Raw genomic sequence first — 20,861 nt, 5'->3', positions numbered from 1 at the left:
TTCTCCCGCTTATAATCTCTGGTGTTCAGGCGGTTGGTGGGTATGATTCGCAATTGAAAATCCTTCTTTAAACTGTATTCCGCTAAGAGTTTCCTGGTGTTTTTATATCCCTCCAAAGTTCCTTTGGTGATGGCAGTGACATTGAATATGAGGAAAAGAGAAACAACCCAGAACCCAGAACTCAGAACCCAGAACCCTGAACTCAGAACCCTGAACCCTGAACTCAGAGCTTGATCATATAATCCAGGTAAATGCCCCAGACAAAGTTATTGGGGTTATTATAATATATCCGGCCCAGCCCGTGGATTCGTCTCAATTCATCATTTCGCAGGGGCAAGCCATTGCGCACTTCTTCCGGATTCAGGATGTAATTGATTCTGACGCCCATACGTAGCATTTCATCAATTTCCCCTAATTGAATTCCAAAATCCAGTTCAGGTGCATGAAATGTGGAGTGGACTTGCTCTTTGCGCGAATAAGATTCCCAATAAAGCGAGTTAATATAGGAAGTACTATTGTCGCGAACCCTGACGATGGTATAGCCCAGGCCGCCATAAAAAGTGTTGACCAGCAACGGGGTCTGATACGTTATACGGTAATTTGTCATAAGCCAGTTTCGGAGGTAATTGGAGAATGGCCGTAGTCTGGGTTTTCCCATTATCCCGGCTTTAAATATCAGGCTTCCAACATCTTTGTGTTGCACCGTCCCTATAATTCCAATATTATCAGATATGCTAATGCCCGCACCGTATACCAAATTGCGCGACTCAACAGAATCAGCATTTTGATCCTGGCCCAACATGGATAATGGCCACAAGAGCATACAAATCACCATTAACGCTTTCATAATAGTATATTAATTATCTCTAGATTGTCTTCGCTTTCTGATCCATTCCTGTAGGTATCCGGGAAAGTACTGGATGTAATTTTCATATTCATGATATTAATATGAAAACCACAAGTACCATCGTGTCCCTGGAATACTTCTTCCCGAATATAATTTAGCTGAATGGTATCCTGGTTTCCGCCACTTTCAAATATCACAACCATGCTATCTGCATTAATATTTACCGGCAGTTCATATTTATTGAGTTTTGGTATAAGATCTCCTTTGCCTCCCACGGCATACGCCCTGTCAAAAAAATGATATACAGGCAATTGTTCCCCACTGGTATCGGTAATAAAAAAGTTAAAAATAACCAATGGTTGAGCCGTATGTGGACAGGAAGGTTTACGACATCCGGAGAGCGATGTAATAAGCACCAAAAGAAAGAATGGAATGATGAGTTGTTTTTGCATAGCAATTATTCTGGTTTAATCTATAATTACGATGGCGGTAAAATCATTGTTGTAAGCATTGGTATTCTTTAATTCAATATCTTCAAAGCCGGAGTGGGAAATATTCATGTTGCTGAATTTGTAATATTCACCACATTTGCCAGGTCCCTTATCCATGAGTTCTTCTGCGTCTGCCTGAAAGGAAACCAGGGTAGAGATTCCATCCTTGAAAAAGAAAAAGTTACTAATGCCATCTTCGCTCAATCTATCAACCGAAACAAAGTTTTCATTTGTCGGTATACTGCCTCTTCCATCATTGATGATGATTGAATCGAATTCGTCCCGAAGATTAACTGCCGAAAGGAATCCGGACCCGGCATCCTTCCTGTAAAACTCAAGCTGTATTGAAGATTGCTGTAATGTTTGGCAACTTTCACCAGAGCAACTCCAAAGTAAGCTCATGAGAAGTATGGTCAGGGGAAAATAAGGTTTCATGGTAATGCAGATTATCGTTTCGTTAGTTGCGTTGCAAGATCGTATAAATTCAATGAAGCACTAAATTTTATTTGTTTCGGAAAATTAGCCATAATTACATAAAAAAAACCTCCAGGAATTTCTACATCCTGGAGGTTTTGTATCGTACACTGAAGAATTATAAACCGGGTTTTTCTTACCCCAGCGTTCTTTCAAAAATACCGGTCAGGTCGGCTCTCGGATTGATGGCCATTACCGGTATGGATGAAGTCTTCACGATTCGTTGAGCATAAGAGCCAAAAATAAATTCGCCAAGCGTCTTTTCCTGCTGTGTCATAATAATGATGAGATCGGCATCACGGCCACGGGCAAAGTTCAGGGTGGCTTCGGCAAAGCTGCTGCTATCTTCCGTTAGGTAGGTAGAGGTGTATGTAATGCCTTTTTCCTTCAATACACCTTCCACCTGCTTCAGGTTGGCTTTTACGCGCCTTGCCAGGAATTCATCGTCTTCCGTAATGGTGACGAGGTGTACGGTGCTTTTAAAGTAGGAAGCGATTTTTACGGCCCAGCTTACTTTCTGCTTCGTTTCTTTGGTGAGGTCAAGCGGCAAAATCAGATTTTTATAGCCATTGCCTAATTGCTTTTCCTTAATTGTAACAACGGGACAGGGAGCGACCTGAATCACCCGGCTGGCGTTGCTGCCGATAAAGCGGCCCCAGCCCTGAGCTCCGTGCGTTCCCATTACTATGGAGTCTGCCGTCAGTTCTTCGGCCAGTTCAGCTATTTTGCGGTAAACCTTCCCTCCGGTAATGATATAATTAAAGGGAAGTTCCCCTTTTGGGCTATAGGCCGCGATGATTTTCTCGAGCTTGTTTTTCGCCCCTTCTATCATCAAACCCTCTTTGTTGCTGCTGTCCACCACATCTTCCGCACTCACCGATTCAAATTCGGCTCCTTCTATTACGTGGACCAGCGTTACCCGTGGGTTGCCATCTTCAATTATTTTTGCAATTGCTACTGCATGATCGAGGGCATGCAGCGAAGTATCAGAAAAATCCACAGGTACTAAAGTGGTATTCTGAAATGGAATCTTATTCATTGTCTTAAAATAGTTACTTACGTGTTTTTTAAAATTGAGTGCAAAATTATCACTTAAACAGATGAAAACCATACCTGATACGGAGTTGATTTTAAATGCTGATGGCAGCGTTTTTCATTTGCATCTTTTCCCTGGCGAACTGGCTGGCACCGTCATTTTGGTGGGCGATCCCGGACGGGTGGCGCAGATTTCGGCACACTTTGATGCCATAGAGGTGCGGAAGCAAAACCGTGAATTCGTTACCCACACAGGAATATGCCGGGGAAAGCGAATTACGGCCATTAGTACCGGCATAGGCACCGATAACGTGGATATTGTAATGAATGAACTCGATGCGCTGGTAAATATTGATTTTGAAGCCAGGCACGCAAGGACTGAGTTGCAAAGCCTGAATATAATTCGCATCGGCACATGTGGGGCTTTGCAACCGGAAATTCATCCCGGCAGTGGGATCATCTCGCGCTACAGCGTGGGGCTGGATAATTTGCTACAGTTTTACAAATACGAATACCATACTGACGAGCAGACCCTGCATGAGGAATTGCGGCATCACCTCTTCCTGATGAATTATGAGCTGCCATTCTACCTGTTCAGTGGTTCCGTTTCGCTGGCGAAGAAATTTAACGAAGAAATGGTGGAAGGAATTACTGTTACCTGTCCCGGGTTTTATGGGCCGCAGGGCAGGAGCCTTCGCCTCCCTGCACGCTATGGCAATCTGCTCAGCCATCTGGGCAGGTTTCGCAGCGGCAATTTTGCCATTACCAACTTTGAGATGGAAACCAGTGCGATCTATGGTTTATCAAGGCTGCTGGGCCATCACTGCATTACGCTGGACATGGTGCTGGCCAACCGTGCCACCCATGAATTCAGCAAAAACCCAAAACAGCAAATGGAGGATTTTATTGAAAAGGTTCTCGAAAAATTATAAAGAATAAAAGCACCTCAAAAACCCGGATTGGGAATAGCCCAAATGTTTATTTCTGTTAAAACATCAAAAGACTCCTTCTTATTAAATATTTTTGGCAACTGAATTTAAAAAAGCAATCAAACCATAATTTATGAAAAATCTGATTTTCCTGATGTGTATAGGCTTGTGGATGGCCGGATGCTCAACAGGTGAGAACGTGGACAGTACCGATCAGGCCGCTGCCACGGAAAGCGATACCGGCCGCTCCGCAATATTTCCATATCCCATCCAGCAAACGCAGCTTGAGAACGGGCTCAACGTAGTTACCGTGCCATTTGGCAGTCCGGGCATTGCCACCTTCAATATCGTGGTGCGCGTGGGCTCGCGCGAAGAAGTGGAGGCCGGAAAAACCGGCTTTGCTCACTTTTTTGAGCACATGATGTTTCGCGGTACGGATACTTATCCTAAAGATAAATATGGCCGTGTACTGAAAGCTATGGGAGCCGCAGCCAATGCCAACACCTGGCTTGACCGCACAATTTATCACATGACCGGCAGCGCGGAAATGCTGGACCAAATGTTCGAGGTGGAGGCCGACAGGTTTATGCATCTCAATTATTCTGTCCCGGATTTTAAAGTGGAAGCAGGAGCCGTTAAAGGCGAGTACACCAAGAATTTTGCGAATCAGTTCCGGCAAATTGATGAAGCCATAAATAACACTGCTTTCACCGCGCATACTTACAAACACACCACGATGGGATTTTTTGAGGACATTGTGGAAATGCCCAACCAGTATGATTATTCGCTGGAATTTTATGAGCGATTTTACCGTCCGGAATATACCACCATCATTGTAGTGGGCGATGTAACGCAGGAAAAGGTGAATGAACTGGCGGAAAAATACTTCGGGATGTGGGAGCGCGGAAGCTACAAAGCCGATATTCCTGTAGAGCCTCCGCAAACCGAAACGCGCTACACACATATTCAGAACGAGGGCTTTATTCCCTTTGTTTCCCTGAATTATAAAGGCCCTGCCTATAGCGATACGGAAGTTGATATGGCCGCCCTGGAGATCATTTCCACTATGATGTTTTCTGAAAGCTCTGAACTATATAAAAAGCTGATCGTGGACGAGCAGAAGGCGATGAATCTGTTTGGATACATATTTTTTACCCGCGATCCTTATCTATTCCAGATCGGGGCGCTTACCAATGACGAGGAGAACCTGCCCTATATCAAGCAAACCATTGTGGAGGCCCTTGATTCTTTGAAGCAGGTTCCGGTGGAGGAGCAGTTGCTGGAAAATACGAAAAGCCATATCCGCTACAACTTTGCGATGGGCCTTGATAACCCGGATGATATTTCGGATGCCATCAATTACTTCACCTGGGTTTCAGGAGATCCTGCTTCCATCAATCGTTATTATGCACTTTTTGACCGCATTACTCCGGAGGACATCCGGCAGGTAGCTCAGAAATATTTCACGGCTGACAGACTTACGCTCGGCACTATTTCATCAAAAGAAGAAGGAGGAATTAAATAATGAAAACGCTAAAATTTAATATTGCTTTATTGGTAATAAGCCTGTTCTGCATCAGTGCCAGGGCGCAGGAAGTTGTGGAATTGAAAAAGCCTGAACTTAACAAAGTGATTGTGAAGCTAATGTTCCGAGCAGGCTCAATTGCTGATCCGGCAGGGAAAGAAGGGCTCACATCATTTACAGCTACACTGGTAAAGGAAGGAGGAACGGCCAATCTCACCAAAAGCCAGATTGATGAACGGATATATCCCATGGCGGCCGCCTATGGAGTTTCAACTGATAAAGAAGTCACCGTTTTCACTTTTGCCGTGCCCGTGGATTTTGTGAATGAATTTTATCCCATAATGAAAGGTTTGATCCTCGATCCTTCCTTTTCAGAAAGTGATTTCAACCGGGTGAAGACGCAGCAACTCAACTACGTTACGCGCGCCATCCGCAACAGCAGCGATGAAGACTACAGCAAAATGGTGCTGGAGGATTTCCTGTTTCGGGGCAAAAACTACCAGCACATGGTAGCCGGTACTGAAAAGGGGCTGAACAGCATTACCCTGGAAGATGTGAAAGAGCACTGGCAGAGATATTTTACAAAAGATAACCTGATGATCGGCATTACGGGAAATTACAGCGATGCGTTTCTGGCGGAGTTGAAGCTGGATATGCAGGGCCTGCCAGCTCTCGATGTAGAGTTGCCGCAAGCTGAAAAAGCGGAAATGCCGGAGGGTACACAGGTAGAGATCGTTTCAAAGCCCGGAGCTTTTGGTTCTGCGATTTTCATGGGATTTCCTATGGACATAACGCGCAGCAATGATGATTTTGCAGCGCTGATGGTCGCTAATTCTTATCTGGGCGAGCACCGCAAATCTTATGGAAAGCTATATAACAAGATTCGTGAAACACGCTCTATGAACTATGGCGACTACAGCTATATTGAGTGGTATCCTTCAGGCAGCGAAAACATGCTGCCGGTAGCGGGGTATCCGCGCTCTTCCAACTATTTCTCGATGTGGATCCGGCCTGTGCAGATAGGTGCCGGCCTTCGCGAACAACATGAGGAACTGGCTGATGTGAAACTTGGCCATGCCCATTTCGCCATCCGCATGGCCGTCAGGGAACTGAATACGCTGATCGTGGAAGGAATGAACCAGGAAGATTTTGATCTGACGAAAAAATTCCTGCGCAGTTATATCAAGCTCTATATTTCCAGCCCGGGCCAGGAACTCGGATATTTGATGGATTCCCGGTTTTATGGCCGGGAGGACTGGATCAATAAGGCTGACAAGCTGCTGGAGCAACTCACATTGCAGGATGTGAATGATGCTATGAAAGAACATCTTCAGACCCGGAATATGAAGATCGCGGTGATCACTAGCCCTGATGAAGCCACAGACCTGGCGAAAAGCCTGATGGAGAACCATCCTTCTCCGATGAGCTATTCCAATATCGTAAAGGAGGGCCTGCCTGAAGAAGTATTGCGCGAGGACGAGCAGGTGGCGAAATATCCGCTGAATATCAAAAGCGTGAAGATTGTGAAAACGGAGGATACGCTGGGATTGTAGGAGCAGGTTCGGGGTTCAGGGTTCAGGGTTCAGGGTTCAGGGTTCAGGGTTCAAAAAATTGACAACTATGTTTAGATTTTTCAAGTCACGAGCACCTTTTGAACCACTTGATCAGGAAAGTCGCAATTATTTAGAACATAACATGTGGTGGTTAAGCCACGAATATCCTCAGCCACCTGTGAATGATCGTGAGGTTTTGACACCTACTGAAAAACATTTTCCTGTGAATTGGGATTTTTCTGCAAACAGCGGTAAACAGACTTTGGCCATTATTGCCAAACAAATGTTGATAAATCCGGATAAAATTAAATTGACATATTTCAGCAAGCCTCCGAAAGAAATCAATGTAGGTTCGTCAGTAATTTTTTTGGAAAATGACCCTACTACTCCAGAAGCGGCAGGCATCTATTATGAGAAAAAATGGTAAATACCATATTGCGTTGGATAGAGGGAACCTGCAAAGACCAGAAATATTAGTAGCTACCATTGCACATGAGCTTGCCCACGTTAAGCTTTTAGGGGAGAAAAAGCTTGAGACTAATGATGAGTATCTTACTGATTTGACCACAGTCTTTTTTGGTCTTGGTATTTTCAATGCAAATTCCTGTTTTCAATTTTATCAATCTGGCGCTCGGTGGGGCTACAATCAATTGGGCTATTTGAGACAGGAGGAGTGGGCTTATGCTTTGGCATTATTGGCTTTCATGAGAGAAGAGCAAAATCCGGAGTGGAGCAACTTTTTGTGTACCTCAATAAAATCAGATTTCAAGAAGTCATTAAAATATATATTTGAAAATAAAAATCAAATATTCAATTTTGATGATGAATTATAAGTAAAATACCACAGCAGACCGCATTGTGTTAATCCTCCATTGTTGTTCATGCGACAAACTTTTCATTCCCGCACTCATCTGGTTCTGCTGCTGCTGATAGCCGTAACGCTGCCGTTTTCCAGGAATATTAACAGCTACTGCATCGTGCTCTTGGCGCTGAATTGGGTGGCGGAGGGGCAGTTTCGGGAGAAGTGGCAGCGGTTGCGCAATAACCGGCTGGCGCTCCTGTTCCTGGCTTTCTTTCTTTTGCACGTAGCGGGAGTGCTTTATTCTGAATATTGGCAGGATGCGCTGAAACTTGTGGAGCGCAAACTGGCACTGCTGGTTTTCCCGGTAGTGCTGGGAAGTATTGCGCCCATTGGCAAGAAAAATATTCAGAAGCTTTTCCTCGCATTTGCAGCAACCATTGCAGGCGGAGCGCTTTTCTCGTTGCTGGTCCATGCCTGGCAATGGCTCAGCACAGGAGCAGAGCCTGAAATTTTTTATCATGCGCTGGTACAGCCTATTGGCATCAGCGCTATTTATTATTCCTGTTATGTTTGCTTCAGCATTTTTGCCCTGGCATTTTATATTAAGGAAAACTGGCAGGTTTTATCTTTTAATATTAAATTCATTTCAGGATTTTTAATTTTATTTTTAACAGGATTTTTAATATTGCTTTCTTCCAAAATATTCTTGTTTATTTTTATAATATTGGGAAATTTATTTTTGTTATTTTTTATTTTTAATAAACAAAGAATAAAAAAAGCAGCAATAGCCGGTGGTGCATTTACCATTCTGGTGGCCGTGGTAATTGCCTCGGTTGACGCAATCCAGGAGCGGTTTCGCAGTGTCTGGCCTTCCAACCTTGAAGTGCTGCAGCAGGAACAATTCCGGTACGATACGCCATTTACGGGGTTAACCCTGCGCCTGGTGCTATGGCAAATGGCCTGGCAGGTACAGCAGGAGCAACAGGCATGGATTCAGGGTGTAGGCATTGGCGATGCCCGCCCCCTCCTCAACGAGCAATACCGTGAGCGCAATCTCTACCTTGGAAATCCTGATCTCAATGATACCGGTTATTTGAATTATAACGTGCATAATCAATATGTGCAGGTTTTGCTGGAACTTGGGGTTGTGGGGCTGTTGCTGTGGCTGGCGTATCTTTTTCTTCCGCTTTTGGTTGCGGGGTATGGCGCAAACAGGCTTTGGATTTTCTTCACCATTATGATGGCAACATTTGCGCTTACCGAGGTTTACCTTGCCACTCAAAGAGGAGTCGTGTTTTTTGCTATGTTTCAGAGCCTGTTTGTTTTTCTTATGAAAAAGGACGAAACGGGGGCAAATGGTAAATTTGTGCTTTGAAATAAAGAAACCGGGATACCATGTCCTTTTCAGATACGAAGCAGAAGTGGGTTGAGGCCCGCGCACAACCACCCACTCCGGAGAAACGGACCAACCGGATGGAAATGGAAACTGTACCTCTGGATTCGACCGGTATGGCAGCCGCAAAACGTATTCTTGACGTGGTTTTTTCGCTGATCATGATCCTGGGAGTGATGTCGTGGTTGCTGCCCTTGCTGGCGCTTCTTATTAAGCTGGATTCCCCCGGCCCGGTCTTTTATGTGCAGAAACGGACGGGACTGAACGGCCAAAGTTTCAACTGTTTTAAGCTTCGAAGCATGTTTGCCGGCAACATCCATGAGGAGAAGCAGGTAACCAAAAATGACAAACGGGTAACGCGTGTAGGCCATTGGTTGCGTATTTCCAATTTCGATGAATACCCGCAGTTTTTTAATGTGCTGCTGGGCCAAATGTCAATTGTAGGGCCGCGGCCGCACATGGTGGAGCATACCGCTAAATATTCGCAGCTTATACCCAACTATATGCAGCGCCACCGCGTGAAGCCCGGCATTACAGGTCTTTCACAGATCAAGGGCTTCCGGGGCGAAACCATTAATCCCATTCTCATGCAAAGCCGGATCAATGAGGATATTTATTACATCCAGAACTGGTCATTTCTCCTCGATCTGAAGATCATATTGCTCACCATGCTGCACATGCTCAAAACCGGGCAAAGTGGATACTGATCCAGACAGGAAATTGCGGGATAGTACGCTGTTGCTGCTCTCATTTATTATAATGCTGTTTCTGGTTTGCTTTGCTGCGTTATTATCTTTCAATGGACTTTATGGGCAGGATTCGTATGAGTATTTGCGGCTCTCACGCCAATTGCATTCAGTCATTTGCTGCGCTGGTGATCCGGGCCATTTCTACTGGCCCGTCATGTATCCGCTGGCCGGTGCATTATTCAGCTTTATTCTTCCTGCTCCTTTTGCCCTTCAGTGGGTTTCAATATTATCCTTTGCCCTGGCTTTTTTCTATTTGGCCAAACTCATGATCCTGCTTTTTCCGCGAATCCAATGGCAGGCAGTGATATACCTTCTTTTGTTTTTTGTGCTTTCTCCCTTCATGCTTCGGAGTGCTGCTGTTTCTATGTCCGAAAGCCTTGCAATCTTCGCTATTATGGCAGCGCTCTATTATTTTTTCAGATATAAAAAATTGCTCAGGTGGAATGATTCGATGCTGTTTGCCCTGTTTGTAAGTGTCGCCATTACAACCCGATATCCCTCATTTATTGTGCTTATTATTCCTTGCATTTTAATTGTCTTTTTAATTTTAAAGAAAAGAAAATATGGTCATTTAGTTTTAATGGCTGTGACATGGATGCTGGTTTTATTGCCGGAGCTTTTTATAAAAGGCATTGAATTTCGGCAGTTTTCAGGAAATGACCTTTTCAGCCGCTGGTCATTTTCAAATTATTTCCAAACCAGCTTCAGCACCCTGGATGGCCTGAATGAATATGCCCTGCCGAATATCATTTATTCAGCCGTGCATTTATGGCATCCGGGATTTTTATTTGCCGGTATCTTTTGGCTGGTATTTGTCAGAAAAACAGAAATCAAAAACAAGAATATTATAATTTTAATAACTATATGGTTTTTGAATTTTTTCTTCCTTGCAGGAATTCCGACCCAGAATGCACGCCTCTTTTTTCTAACGTTTCCGATGCTTCTGATTATTTTGTTGCCGGCTTTTATCAGGCTTCAGGAATGGATCTGTCAAAAACTGTCATTACGATTTTCTGTGTTGGCCGCTATCATTCTGGTAGCGCAACTGGGTTTGTTTGCCAGGGCTGTTGATCCTTTTGTTCAATATAATCGGATGGAACAATCCATTGCTGGAGAGCTTCATGATTTTCCTGCAAGGAACCTTTATACGTTTTCCATTAACGGTCCGCTGACCGCATACGAGGTTCCTCAAAAAATATATAATTTACAACTACAGGATATTGATCAGGCAAATACCAATGACTATGTTTTATTTAATTTAGATTTTGAAGAGCAATGGAAAAACCAGCCGGTGTGGCAGCATTGGCAGGAGTTAAATGAAAAGTTTGCATTGAAGCCGGTTCACAGCTTTCAAAACGGATGGATACTTTATGAGCTCCAATAAAAGAATAATCCTGGTAACACCCGGCTTTCCGGCTCATGAGCAGGACAGTGTGTGCATTCCTCCCTTGCAGGCTTTTGTCATGGCGCTGGTAAATCAATATCCACAGGCGGAGGTGATCGTGATTGCTTTACATTATCCTAAGCGGAGGAAAGTTTATCGCTGGAATAATGTAATGGTGTATCCCCTGAATGGCGTGCGTTATTTTCAATATCTAAAAACCCTGGTTCTGATGTGGAACCTTCCACGGCTGCTCACCCACCTGCATCGCGAAAAACCCATTGATATTATTCATTCATTCTGGTTAAATGAATCCACATTTCTTGCTCAGCGTTTTTCACTGAAGTACGGTTTGCCTCATTTTGCCACTATTATGGGGCAGGACGCGTGGCCCGCAAACCGGTACCGGAAGTTGATACGTTTTAACAAATTACATATTATCGCGCTTTCCAATAATGCAGCAGATGTATTTACAAAAAGTACGAACCAAAAAGTACACAGCATTATTCCGTGGGGCCTGAGTGGCAGTGAAGTGACGGTAGAAATGAATAATAGAACGATTGACGTCCTGGGGGTTGCCTCCTTAATTCCATTAAAAAATAACTCATTATTTATTGGTTTAATGGAAAAATTAATATCTGAAAATTTATTGGCAAATGCGGTTATTGCCGGCAAAGGTCCGGAAATGGAGCCCTTGCAACAGTTATTGCAAAAGTTACGATTGGAGAAGCAGATTAAGTTGGCGGGAGAAATTCCACAGGAAGAAGTCCTGCAATTAATGAGGCGCAGCAAAGTGTTTCTTCATACCTCTTCTTATGAAGGGCAAGGATATGTATTTTTAGAAGCTTTGGCAGCCGGGCTTCCTGTGGTATGTTTCAGCGTGGGATTTCTGCCTGACAGCCAAAAGGTACATGTATGCAACGATGAAAATGAAATGCTGGAAACCTTGCGTAAACTGCTTATCCAACCGCAGGATTACGAACCCGTTTCTGTTCCAACAATTCAAGAAACTGTAAATGCGCATTGGAAGATTTACTTTTAGAAAATTAAAACAAAGGGGGAATGCCATTCTCCTTAACAGCCTTCATTTGCTGTTGGTGCCAGCGCTGAATTTTTTGTTGTATATCCTGGTGGTGCGGCTTTACGGGCCTACGGTTTGGGGAAGCCTTGTGGGGTTGTTGCTGGCGGTGAATCTGGCAGTGCATTTTACCGCCTGGGGAAACAAGCAATTTTTATTGCGAAATTTCAGCCTTGACCCGCAAATGATACGCGCAAACTGGCAGGAGGCATTTTTTACGCGATTGCCGCTGCTTGCCGTACCTGCCATTATTTTCCTGCTTTTTTATGCGCCTGCCATTGCCGGATGGATGATCCTTTGGCTTTGCGTGCAGCATCTATTTCATTCGTTTGAAGTATTTGTAGTATATCAAAAGCGTTTCATCCCGGCCATTTTAGCGGATGTTGCGGGCTTTATCATTCTTGCAGCCGGTATTTACTTTTTTCCTTTCGTAATGGAAAAACCTGCCTTTTCAGGTCTCTTCACCCTGTCATTTGCCTTGAAAGCCCTGATCATGGCAGTTACATTTTATATGGTGGCGTTCCGGCCATTAAAAATGCATTTTAATTTTAATTATTTTAAAAATGCGTTTCCTTTTTTTCTGCTCGGTCTTGTGGGTCTTTTGCAGGAAAAAATTGACTTATATCTGATGGCATTGATTGGCACTGATGAGGGTCTGGGAAAGTATCATGTGCTCATTAGCGCGCTGGCGCTGCTAAAGTCAGGTTCGGTTTTTTTGCTGATGCCATACATCAGGAATGTTTACCGGCTTCCGTCTTCTTCGCTGCGGATGCTGGCCAGGAGGCTTTCCGGGGCAGGAGTTGTGATCATTCTGAGCGGGGTGCTGGCCATGAGCTGGCTCATGCCTCGGCTCTTTCATTTTGATTTTGATTGGTGGGTTTATGGCATTGGCGGTTTATATGCGTTGCCCCACTACTATTATCTCGTACTTACTTATAAAATTTTTCGTCAGAAAAATGAAAAGGTAATTGTGACAATAGGCCTGGCTGCCACGATCTTTAATACCATTCTGAGTTTGTTGCTAATTCCTGAACTGGGATTTAAAGGAGCGCTCCTGGCTACCGCAGCAGCAGAATGGCTCATTCTGGGAATCATTTTTTGGTGGGATAAAAAAACCGCCTGATGAAGGAATAGCGTTCTGCAACTCCTGCGCTATTTCCTACCTTCGAACTATGCAACTGTTCAAAAAAGTCAACATTCATTTAATGCCGGGCAAGTTGATGTTTGCTCCGGAATGGCTGGTGCTGGGAGTGAACAACATCTGTAACCTGCACTGTAAAATGTGCGATGTAGGAACGCAGTACAACGGCAGCAATTTTTACCAGAACCTGATGGGCGCAAAGCCGCTCAATATGCCCCGGGAACTTGTGTTGAAATTAATAGACCAGGCCGCAGAGCATTATCCAAAAGCCAAGATCGGCTATGCGTTTACTGAACCGCTGGTATATCCCCACCTTGTGAAAACGATTGCCTATGCTAACCGGAAGGGGCTTTATACAAGCATTACCACCAATGCCCTCACCCTGCGGCAAAAGGCTTCACAACTGGCGGAGGCCGGGCTGGATGAGATCTTCATTTCTTTGGATGGGCCCCCGGAAATTCACAACCGTATCCGCGGCCACAAAAGCTCATTTCAGTGGGCAATGGCAGGTATACAGAAACTGTTGGAACATGAGGTACGGCCGCAGATCTCAGTCTTTTGCTGCATCACTGAATGGAATATCGGCCATCTCTCTGAATTCGCGGATCTGTTCCGGGATATTCCCCTGAAGCAGCTTGGATTTATGCATACCAACTACACGAACCAGGAAATAGCCGAGAAACACAACCTGCTGTATGGCACAGATTATCCTGCTACCGTTTCCAATTTGGAGGAGGTCAATATTGACAATATGGACCTTTCGCTCTTGTATGAAGAAATCCAGCAGATCCGGCAAAGCACGTATCCCTTTCAGGTTATTTTTTCTCCGGAAATTCATGACCGGATGGGGCTGGATATTTTTTACCATCACCCTGAAATTTTAATTGGCAAGAGATGCAATGATGTTTTCAGAAATGTGATGATCAAATCAGACGGAAGCGTGATTCCGGCTCATGGCCGCTGTTACAATCTGACGCTCGGAAATATGTATGAATCCACCCTCCCTGAGATCTGGAATTCCGCAGTGGCCTCGCGTTTTCGTAAAGATCTGATAAATGCGGGTGGATTGCTGCCTGCTTGCAGCAGGTGTTGCAGTGCTTTTTGATTTCGATTAGATTCTTTAGGATTGTCCCGGTTTCTAAAAGGATTAAACTTTTATGCACGCTTCCAATTAATTTAATCAAAAACAGGCAGTAGCTGCAACAAAAGATTTGATTGAAATGAGCCCAACCAAACGAACCACCAAATTTGCCCCCGAAAATAAAGCCCTTATGATATGGGATGGAGATTGTGGTTTCTGCCATTACTGGGTGCTGCGCTGGAAAAAAATCACGAACGATGCGATTGATTATGCCCCTTTTCAGGAAGTGGCACCGGCATTTAAGGATATTGATGAATCCGTATTCCGGGAATCTGTGGTGCTTGTGGAGCCGGATGGCACTTATTATATAAATGCCGCAGCACCATTCCGTAGCTTTACTTATGGAAAAAAATGGGGATGGCTCTATTCGCTCTACGAAAGTTCGGGCGCTTTTGCCGCGCTAAGCGACAGGATTTACCGGCTCATTTCGAATAACCGGCCAAGCCTCATGAAAGTAACCATCGCCACTTTCGGAAAAAATCCCGCAAGTCCGAAGCCTTATTGGTTGCTTTATTTGCTGGGGATTAACATGTTGGTTTTGATGCTATGGCTCTTCGGCCGGAGAAGATCGTAGCTTCTATCTGCGCTTTGTCCTGAAGAAATTTTGAACCAACGCCAGGCATTCCTGCTCAAAAAACCCGGCTTTCACAATGGTTTTAGGATGAATGAGAGAAGGCGTGTAACCGGTAAATCCCCTGCGCACATCGCGGGCGCCATAAATGATGCTGCCAATCTGTGCCCAATTGAGGGCTGCGGCACACATCGGGCAAGGTTCCAGCGTTACATACAGCGTACACTCTGAAAGATATTTGCCACCCATATAATTCGCAGCAGAAGTGATCGCGATCATTTCTGCATGAGCGGTAACATCATTCAATCTTTCCGTTTGGTTATGGCCCCGGCCGATGATGCGCTTTTTCGCCACCACCACGGCTCCGATGGGAACTTCATCCTCTTCCAGCGCCAGATCTGCCTCCTTCAGCGCTTCCTGCATAAAATATTCATCAGAAAAAATCTCCATGTTCAGGGAATTCGTTTGAGGGGCGAAGGAACGAATATCAATCAATATTAGCAGGGAAAAGACACCTGTGGAGGCTTCCATTCCGGTTGGTTCCCGCCCTGCCCAATGGCATAAATTCTGTAATTTGCGCCCGTTCCGGTTTAAGAGTTTTAGCTTATTTCTGCTTTATTATTCCCGGCCATCAAAGTATTTCCTGATCTAAATATTTTTTATGCAATCCAGTCCCAAAACTATAGAACTATCAAACAGCACCACGAACGGTGCTTTAATTCCATTTCGTAAATATCAGTTAGCCAATGGCCTTATTGTAATTCTGCACAAGGATAATTCTGATCCGGTGGTGCATGTGGATGTAACGTATCATGTAGGATCTGCGAGGGAAGAAATAGGGAAGTCAGGATTTGCGCATTTCTTCGAGCACATGATGTTTCAGGGAAGCAAGCATGTAGGCGACCAGGAACATTTTAAGGTGATTACAGAAAGTGGCGGAACCCTGAACGGCACCACGAACCGCGATCGCACAAATTATTATGAAACCGTACCGTCCAACCAATTGGAGACAGTTCTGTGGCTGGAAAGCGACAGGATGGGTTTTATGATAGAAGGGATTACCCAGAAAAAATTTGAAATACAACGGGATACGGTTAAGAACGAGAAACAGCAGAATTATGAGAACCGTCCCTATGGAATGGTTCACGAACTGGAATGCAAAAATCTGTATCCTTCAGGGCATCCTTATTCATGGACAACCATTGGAGATATGGAAGATCTGGACTCGGTAGGCGTGGAGGATCTCAAAGCATTTTTTCTGCGCTACTATGGGCCTAATAATGCCTATCTCACAATTTCAGGCGATTTTGACTATGACAATGCCCTGCAACTTGTGGAGCGATATTTCGGAGGCATTCCTGCCGGACCCGAACTGGCGAGAATTCAACCCAGGCCATTCCGGCTCACTGCTGACAGATTCATCAGCTATCCTGACAAGATCCATTTCCCGCTGTTGCAATTCGTTTATCCCACCGTTCCTGCGTTTCATGAGGATGAAGCGCCCCTGGATATGTTATCAGATATATTGGGCAGCAGCAAGGAAAGCATCTTTTACCAAACGCTTGTAAAAAGCCAGAAAGCTGCTCAGGCTTATGTATTCCAGCCAGCCTATCAGTTGGCCGGTGAATTTCAACTGAATGCCTTTGCTTACCCGAATGTAGGGCTGAAGGAAATTGAGGATATTTTTTATTCGAATCTGGAACACGTAGCAAAAAACGGAATTTCAGAAAAAGACCTGGAGCGGGCAAAGGCCGGGCATGAGGCGCAGTTTATCTATGGCCTCGAAAGCGTGAAAGGCAAAGCCACACGCCTGGCAAGTTACCAGTACCTGATTGGAGAACCGGGATTTACTGAGAAGGATATTGACCGCTACAACGGGGTAAGCAGTGAGGACGTTATGCGTGTCTTTAAAAAATATATTTATGCTAAGCCAAAGCTGGTCATTACAGCCTATCCGGAAGACAAGCCTGAAACAGTTACCCATCCTGACAATTATACCACACCGGCCAAGCCTTCGCCTCAGAAAGAGGGGCTAAAGACGAAGAAACGAATAACTCACGAAACTTTTGATAGAAGCGCAAAACCGCAGGCGCCTAAGGCGAAACTCCCCATCGTTCCTGAATTTAAGCAGGATGTATTGGCGAATGGGTTGAAGATAGTGGCTTCGCGGAATAAAGAAGTACCGGCTGTAGCGCTAAGGCTCTACATTGATTGCGGCCACTGGCGCGATCCGAAAGGACAGGAAGGACTGGCGTATGTGCTTGCCGGCATGCTGAGCGAAAGCACCCTGAATTTTTCATCAGAGGAGATCAGCAGCCAGATAGAGCGGCTGGGAAGCCAGATACAGATAAAGGCTGACCGCGAATACATGCATGCAGAGGTGAAAAGCCTTACAAAGAATTTTATGCCTACAATGGAATTGCTTCGCGAAGTGCTTTTCCGCCCGGCTTTTCTTGAGGAGGATTTTCAACGGGTGAAGATGCAGCAACTGGAGCATATTACCAACCAGGCCAAACAGCCCGCTACCCTGGTGTCCAAAGCTTTTTCAGGAATCATATATGGGAATGACCATGTATATTCCACCCCCACCTTGGGAACCTACGAGTCGGTCAGCAGTATTACGCTGGAGGATGTTAAGAATTTCTATAAAAACAATTTTCTTCCTGATAATGCAAAACTGGTTTCATGCGGGGATGTGGGAGAGGATGAGGTGCTGGCTGCATTAGGAGAGATCGGCACATGGGAATCCGGAGTGTATCCTTCAGAAGAATTTTTTGCGATAAAGAAACTTCCTGAAACACGTGTGTATTTAGTGAATAAGGATGATGCTCCGCAGTCAGAGATTCGTGTGGGTTATCTCGCGTTGCCATTCGATGCAACTGGGCCTTATTTTAAATCGCAAATAATGAATTACCCGCTGGGTGGTGCATTTAACAGCCGTATTAATTTAAACCTGCGTGAGGACAAAGGTTACACCTACGGAGCAGGTTCGTTCTTTTACGGTTCAAAATTTCCTGGGCCGTTTACCGTATATACCAGCGTAAGGGCAGATGCAACAGCTCATGCCGTGGAAGAAATAATGCGGGAGCTTGAAGATTTCAGGAAGAAAGGTATGTCGGCTGAAGAATTGCAATTTACCAAAAACTCGCTGGGTCAGCGCGATGCATTGAAGTATGAAACCAATTATCAAAAGCTGAATTTCCTGATGAAAATTGCGGAATACAATCTGGACAAGGATTTTGTAAAGGAGCAAAGTGCGATATTGAATGGCATTACAAAGCATGAACTAGATGACATTGCAACGCAGCATTTGCCGGCTGATCAAATGGCCATTGTGATAGTGGGCAACAGCAACCGGATATTACCAGGGCTGGAAAAGCTGGGATATGGAAAAGTGGTGGAACTGGATGTTAATGGAGCAGTTGCCTCATAAAAATTAAGAAGATGAATATTAATATTAAAATGGGTGAATTTTTGAAAACGATAAATGTCGCTTTCCTCTTGCCGGTATTGTTTCTGGCTTATTTTAGTTTCCCCGTTTCTGCACAGATAATAGAGAATCCTGTTCACTGGAAATTTGAGGTAAAAAGAACAGGCGATAAAACGTATGAATTATTTGCAAAAGCTAATGTTGATCCGGGTTGGTATATTTATTCTCAGCAAATGGATTTTGAAGGCCCGGGGCCGGTTAAAACGGAATTCACATATATAGAAGCTTCGGGATATAATACAAAAGGAAAAACACTGGAGTGCGGAAACCTGCTTGAGGAAGAGGAGCCGGTATTTGATAATATCATTGTCAGAAAATATAAAAAAGAGGTTATTTTTTACCAGGCTATAGAGCTCACAGGTAAAAGTGGAACCGTCAATGGCAACGTATATTTTATGACTTGTAATGACGAAACATGTTTGCCACCAGAAGAGGAGGAATTTAGTTTTAAGCTTACAGGAAATGAAAAGATAGAAAAGCCTTTTAAATGTGAAGATAAATCAGAATCATTTGTGCCACCTGCCGGGAGTGGGAATTCCAAAACCAGTTTTCCGCAGGCAAGAGAAGATGCCGCACAGGATGAGCGAAACGCCACAGCCAGCGAAGAAAAGCCGGCAGCGACAGATAAGGAGGCAACCGGTTTTCAGCAAATTAAATCGGGCGACAGGGGAGATGAGGATGACCCTTCAGCCGGTAAACCCGAAGCTGACTCAGAACCCGAAGAGGAAGCCAGTGCCGGATCAGAGGAGGATCCTTACGCAAGTGAATCTCCAAAAAGCATGTGGCAGATATTCTTTGAAAGTTTTCTCGGAGGCTTTGCCGTATTGCTCACGCCTTGTGTGTTTCCAATGATCCCGCTTACGGTGAGTTTTTTTACGAAGCAAAATCAAAAACGCTCAAAAGGAATCGGCAATGCCATTGTGTATGGACTTTCCATAATTGGAATTTTCGTTCTGCTTGGTTTCCTGATCACCAAAATATTTGGAAATACAGCCGTTTATGAAATGTCTACCAGCATGTTTTTCAATCTGCTGTTTTTCGTGGTTTTTGTAATTTTTGCCATGTCCTTTTTTGGAGCCTTTGAGCTTAGTTTGCCTACCAGTTGGGTAAATAAAGTAGACTCCCAATCTGATAAAGGAGGCTTGCTAGGAATTTTCTTTATGGCCCTGACGCTTGTATTGGTTTCGTTTTCCTGTATAGGGCCTATAATAGGATTGCTGCTGGTGCAGGCGGCCACCACCGGAGGAGCAAGCGGGCCGCTTATTGGCATGTTTGGCTTTTCGCTGGCCATGGCGCTGCCTTTTGTGCTATTCGCAATTTTCCCTTCCTGGCTCAATTCATTACCTAAGTCGGGTGGATGGCTCAACTCCGTTAAAGTAGTACTGGGATTTGTGGAATTGGCATTGGCATTTAAATTTTTAAGCAATGTGGATTTGGCCTATCACTGGGGATTTTTAAAAAGAGAAATTTTCCTGGGAATTTGGATCGTATTATTTACAATGATGGGTTTTTATTTACTTGGAAAATTAAAATTCAGCCACGACAGTGATTTACCATATATATCCGTTCCGCGATTATTTATGTCAATGATTGCGTTTGCATTTTCGATATATATGATACCAGGAATTTTTGGCGCTCCTTTAACCTTGCTCAGCGGAATTCTGCCACCTTCAAGTTATACGATCTGGGAAGGCGGCTTGCCTGGACAGAATTCGGGTTATGCCAATAGCAGCGAGGAATTTCCTCCTGAGATTGCGCAAAACCACTGTCCGCACAATCTGCCTTGCTTCCATGATTATTATGCCGGGCTGGAATACGCCAAGAAAGTAGACAAACCGGTATTCATTGATTTCACGGGATGGAGCTGTGTGAACTGCCGCAGAATGGAGGATAATGTCTGGATTGATCCACGCGTGCAGGAAATACTTGCACAGGATTTTGTAATGGTTTCTTTGTATGTTGACGACCGTGAAAAGTTACCGGAAGACGAACATTATGTATCAGAACAGGGTGGAAGAAAAAAGAAGATTGACGAGGTTGGGAAAAAATGGCTGGACTTTGAAATAACCCGGTTTGGGCGAAATGCCCAGCCCTATTACGTGCTGCTGGATCATAATGAACAAGTGCTGTCGCAACCTCGTGGATATGATCCCAGCGTATCTGCGTATTTGGAGTTTCTCAGGGAGGGGCTTGCCGAATTCGATCGCAGGAGTAGTCTAACCACCGACAACTGATAACTTCCTGTTTTTTAATTTTAATTT

The 20,861-nt window shown here is 44.5% G+C and carries 19 protein-coding genes; 14 read left to right on the top strand and 5 right to left on the bottom strand.

Annotated elements, in window-relative coordinates; genetic code table 11:
* Positions 1-223 precede the first annotated feature (223 nt).
* From WD077_04750 to WD077_04735, 4 genes are all read right to left on the bottom strand, one after another.
* Complete coding sequence (locus tag WD077_04750; protein MEX0966524.1) at positions 224-847, bottom strand: hypothetical protein; 624 nt, start codon at positions 845-847, stop codon at positions 224-226.
* Entirely contained in the window at positions 844-1,299 is a 456-nt protein-coding gene (locus tag WD077_04745; protein MEX0966523.1) for a hypothetical protein, read from the bottom strand. Before WD077_04745 ends, WD077_04750 begins: the two co-directional genes overlap by 4 nt.
* A 15-nt stretch (positions 1,300-1,314) precedes the next feature.
* Positions 1,315-1,773, bottom strand: coding sequence for a hypothetical protein (locus tag WD077_04740; GenBank protein ID MEX0966522.1), 459 nt, complete (start codon positions 1,771-1,773; stop codon positions 1,315-1,317).
* 175 nt (positions 1,774-1,948) lie between these two features.
* Positions 1,949-2,851: a universal stress protein gene (locus tag WD077_04735; GenBank protein MEX0966521.1), complete on the bottom strand. Its 903-nt coding sequence runs from the start codon at positions 2,849-2,851 to the stop codon at positions 1,949-1,951.
* A 61-nt stretch (positions 2,852-2,912) separates the two neighbouring features.
* On the opposite strand from WD077_04735, the gene WD077_04730 reads away from it, so the two are divergent.
* The 12 genes from WD077_04730 (at position 2,913) to WD077_04675 (ending at position 15,113) form a co-directional block, all read left to right on the top strand.
* Positions 2,913-3,779: a nucleoside phosphorylase gene (locus WD077_04730; protein ID MEX0966520.1), complete on the top strand. Its 867-nt coding sequence runs from the start codon at positions 2,913-2,915 to the stop codon at positions 3,777-3,779.
* A gap of 130 nt (positions 3,780-3,909) precedes the next feature.
* Positions 3,910-5,301, top strand: a complete 1,392-nt coding sequence (locus tag WD077_04725) for a pitrilysin family protein (GenBank protein ID MEX0966519.1) — start codon at positions 3,910-3,912, stop codon at positions 5,299-5,301.
* Complete coding sequence (locus tag WD077_04720; protein MEX0966518.1) at positions 5,301-6,854, top strand: insulinase family protein; 1,554 nt, start codon at positions 5,301-5,303, stop codon at positions 6,852-6,854. Before WD077_04725 ends, WD077_04720 begins: the two co-directional genes overlap by 1 nt.
* Positions 6,855-6,921: 67 nt before the next feature.
* Complete coding sequence (locus WD077_04715) at positions 6,922-7,281, top strand: hypothetical protein (GenBank protein MEX0966517.1); 360 nt, start codon at positions 6,922-6,924, stop codon at positions 7,279-7,281.
* Positions 7,229-7,687, top strand: a complete 459-nt coding sequence (locus WD077_04710) for a hypothetical protein (GenBank protein MEX0966516.1) — start codon at positions 7,229-7,231, stop codon at positions 7,685-7,687. Before WD077_04715 ends, WD077_04710 begins: the two co-directional genes overlap by 53 nt.
* A gap of 48 nt (positions 7,688-7,735) precedes the next feature.
* On the top strand, positions 7,736-9,031 hold the full coding sequence (locus tag WD077_04705) for an O-antigen ligase family protein (protein MEX0966515.1): 1,296 nt from the start codon (positions 7,736-7,738) through the stop codon (positions 9,029-9,031).
* Positions 9,032-9,051: 20 nt separating this feature from the next.
* On the top strand, positions 9,052-9,756 hold the full coding sequence (locus WD077_04700) for a sugar transferase (GenBank protein ID MEX0966514.1): 705 nt from the start codon (positions 9,052-9,054) through the stop codon (positions 9,754-9,756).
* A complete protein-coding gene (locus WD077_04695; protein ID MEX0966513.1) occupies positions 9,746-11,182 on the top strand; it encodes a hypothetical protein in 1,437 nt (478 codons plus the stop codon). The genes WD077_04700 and WD077_04695 overlap by 11 nt, the downstream gene beginning before the upstream one ends.
* Positions 11,169-12,221, top strand: coding sequence for a glycosyltransferase (locus WD077_04690; GenBank protein MEX0966512.1), 1,053 nt, complete (start codon positions 11,169-11,171; stop codon positions 12,219-12,221). Before WD077_04695 ends, WD077_04690 begins: the two co-directional genes overlap by 14 nt.
* Positions 12,196-13,380: a hypothetical protein gene (locus tag WD077_04685; protein MEX0966511.1), complete on the top strand. Its 1,185-nt coding sequence runs from the start codon at positions 12,196-12,198 to the stop codon at positions 13,378-13,380. Before WD077_04690 ends, WD077_04685 begins: the two co-directional genes overlap by 26 nt.
* 49 nt (positions 13,381-13,429) lie before the next feature.
* Complete coding sequence (locus WD077_04680; GenBank protein ID MEX0966510.1) at positions 13,430-14,503, top strand: radical SAM protein; 1,074 nt, start codon at positions 13,430-13,432, stop codon at positions 14,501-14,503.
* A 115-nt stretch (positions 14,504-14,618) separates the two neighbouring features.
* On the top strand, positions 14,619-15,113 hold the full coding sequence (locus WD077_04675) for a DCC1-like thiol-disulfide oxidoreductase family protein (GenBank protein MEX0966509.1): 495 nt from the start codon (positions 14,619-14,621) through the stop codon (positions 15,111-15,113).
* Between the two features lie 3 nt (positions 15,114-15,116).
* On the opposite strand, the gene WD077_04670 is transcribed toward WD077_04675, so the two are convergent.
* Positions 15,117-15,560, bottom strand: coding sequence for a nucleoside deaminase (locus WD077_04670; GenBank protein MEX0966508.1), 444 nt, complete (start codon positions 15,558-15,560; stop codon positions 15,117-15,119).
* Positions 15,561-15,771: 211 nt separating this feature from the next.
* On the opposite strand from WD077_04670, the gene WD077_04665 reads away from it, so the two are divergent.
* The gene (locus tag WD077_04665) at positions 15,772-18,543 is read left to right on the top strand and encodes a pitrilysin family protein (GenBank protein ID MEX0966507.1); all 2,772 of its coding nucleotides are present in this window, start codon (positions 15,772-15,774) and stop codon (positions 18,541-18,543) included.
* A gap of 41 nt (positions 18,544-18,584) precedes the next feature.
* Entirely contained in the window at positions 18,585-20,834 is a 2,250-nt protein-coding gene (locus WD077_04660; protein ID MEX0966506.1) for a cytochrome c biogenesis protein CcdA, read from the top strand.
* The last annotated feature ends 27 nt before the right edge of the window (positions 20,835-20,861 follow it).

It is taken from the genome of Bacteroidia bacterium (assembly GCA_040880525.1).
Lineage (GTDB): Bacteria > Bacteroidota > Bacteroidia > CAILMK01 > JBBDIG01 > JBBDIG01.
Note: the sequence above shows the minus strand (reverse complement) of the source record. Positions and strands in the feature narration are given on the sequence as shown.